Below are 1,041 nucleotides of genomic sequence, written 5' to 3' on the forward strand. Positions count from 1 at the left end.
AACGGGCGGGCCATCAGCTCCGGGGCGTCCTCGCCGTCCGCGCGCATGATGGTCGCGAACGCCTGCTTCGCGTCGCCGCTGGAAGGCCGGCCCTGCCCGACCTTCGCGGCCCAGGTGCCCCGGTCGATCTCGTCCTCGGTGACGATCCGGCGCCGCCGCTGGCGCTTGCCGACGATCTGGTACTCGATCCGGATCGTCTCGCCGTCGTCCGTCAGGTGCAGGATCTTCGCCGTGACACGCGGCACGGTGCCCAGGACGAACGGCTCGGTGTCCTTGCGGGCGCGGTGCAGGACCTGGCGGGTCTTGTCGTTGAAGAACCACCCGTCGCGCATCCCGGGGATCGGCCGGCACCCGGGCGGGACATCGCTCTCGGGGGGCTTGGCGTGGAGTTGGGTGACGTTGCCCTGCCGGGGGACGACACCGGCAGCTGGCTGAGATTTGGCGGGCACACACGGCCTCTCCGCCGGTGCCGTGGTGTGCAGAGGACAGAGGTCCCCTACACTCGACACCGACTAGATCAGGGCCCCTCGGTGAGCGCGCCAACGCTACGACCCGGGGGGTTCAGTCATTTCTGGGGCTAAAAGCTGTTCGTGGGGGTGAGGTTACTCCGCGTCGCGGATCTCGATGCCCGCGCCGTCCCCGGGCGGCCTAGGGACGACGGACAGGCGGACCCGTCCATCCCTCAGAGGCACCAGCTCAAGGGCGTGCAGCGCGCCGTCCGACGTGCCGAAGACGTCAGCCTCGGTCAGCGCGGAGCTGGGCAAGTCGTACGAGCCGCCCAGGTGCATCAGGAGCGCGATCAACATCGCGTGCGACATGTCGGCGGGCTCGGGGAGGCTCACGCGTTCCCGCCTTCCCGGGGCGACTTCCGGGGGCGTCGGGCCTGTACTTCCAGACCTGCGGCCTCGAACCAGCTGTAGAGAGTGGTCGCCGCCACGCCGCCCAGGTCCTTGATCCTGGTGCGGGCCGCGCCGAGCTGCGCGGCCGTGACGGACGCCTTGCGCAGCTCGGTCGTGATCCGGTCCACCTCATTGAGGGCGG

3 protein-coding genes are annotated in these 1,041 nt (G+C 70.3%); all 3 read right to left on the bottom strand.

Features of this window, described 5'->3' with window-relative positions:
* The coding region (locus AB0H49_RS34400) for a hypothetical protein (RefSeq protein WP_357257313.1) at nt 1-332 on the bottom strand (332 nt) is incomplete at its 3' end.
* 270 nt (nt 333-602) lie between these two features.
* Nucleotides 603-842, bottom strand: coding sequence for a hypothetical protein (locus AB0H49_RS34405; protein WP_357257316.1), 240 nt, complete (start codon nt 840-842; stop codon nt 603-605).
* On the bottom strand, nt 839-1,041 hold a 203-nt coding region (locus tag AB0H49_RS34410), incomplete at its 5' end, for a hypothetical protein (RefSeq protein ID WP_357257319.1). The genes AB0H49_RS34405 and AB0H49_RS34410, both read right to left, overlap by 4 nt.

Source organism: Nocardia sp. NPDC050713, assembly GCF_040654315.1.
Taxonomy (GTDB): Bacteria; Actinomycetota; Actinomycetes; order Mycobacteriales; family Mycobacteriaceae; genus Nocardia.